The organism is Psychromonas antarctica (assembly GCF_022267535.1).
GTDB classification, from domain to species: Bacteria; Pseudomonadota; Gammaproteobacteria; order Enterobacterales; family Psychromonadaceae; genus Psychromonas; species Psychromonas antarctica.
The window spans coordinates 1-1,148 of sequence record NZ_JAHNZV010000250.1; the positions used below are offsets into that span (position 1 = coordinate 1).

Genomic DNA, 1,148 nt, shown 5'->3' on the forward strand with positions numbered 1-1,148 from the left:
CGTTAAAACTCGCCAAACTACTCAAATCTGAAGATTTAACTGCCATTTATGTTCCTGAGCCTGAAGATGAAGCGGTACGTGATCTGTCTAGAGCGCGAGAAACTGCAATGAAGGATCTTAAAGATGCAAAGTATCAGCTTAAAGCATTACTGCTACGCAACAACATCAATGCAACAGTGAAAGATAATTGGTCATTACAACATTTAAGATGGCTTGCTGAATTAGTCTTACCGCATCCTTGTCAGCAAATAGTACTGCAAGAAGCCGTTTCAACAATCACTGAACGTTTGAAAAGGTTAAAGCGACTTGATAATGAATTAACACACAGTGTACAAAACTGGCGTTACTATCCAGTAGTTAAGGCATTACAAGCAATGCGTGGAGTTCGGTTACTAGTGGCAACAGGTGTTATTGCTGAACTGGGGGATTTAACGCGATTTGATCACCCAAGAAAATTAATGAGTTATCTCGGGCTTGTACCGAGTGAACATTCAAGCGGCGGGAAACGCCGACTAGGTGCTATTACCAAATGTGGTAACAGCCGTGCAAGAAGACTACTGGTCGAAGGTGCACATACTTATAAATACAACGCCAATATCTCTAAAGAGATGCAATTAAGGCAGGAAGGACTGCCGAAACAGATCATTGATATCGCATGGCAAGCGCAGCTAAGGCTATGCAAACGATACCAACGGTTAATGCATAAAGGTAAACATCGTAATGTTGTAGTGACAGCAATAGCCAGAGAAATGGCAGCTTACATCTGGGCTATATCAAGAGAAGTTGTATTAAGCCCTGTTGATACACGATTACGACTAGCAAGGTTACCGGCATGAATGAAAGTTTTGAATTAGCGTATGGGATCAAGCATCGGGAGTGGCACAATCACCGACGGCGTTAGGACGGCAACGAAAACGATTATCGTTGAACCACGAAAATAGACTGAAGACAGGTGTCACGACGAAATAAGTAAGGTAGGCGCTGCTAACCTCGGTTAGTAATCCACGAATACCAGCATGACAACCGACGAAATTACTTGCTTCATTCTGTACGTTAATTCTCTTATTAACAGAGAAAATCGATAGGCTCTAAATAAATGGGCAGGGAAAAGTAATATTTAACTTGACGTGGGAAGTCATACCAACGCC

1 protein-coding gene is annotated in these 1,148 nt (G+C 42.2%); it reads left to right on the forward strand.

The window, feature by feature from the left end; all coding sequences use genetic code 11:
• The coding region (locus KSO91_RS17315; RefSeq protein WP_238744263.1) for an IS110 family RNA-guided transposase at positions 1 to 836 on the forward strand (836 nt) is incomplete at its 5' end.
• Positions 837 to 1,148 lie beyond the last annotated feature (312 nt).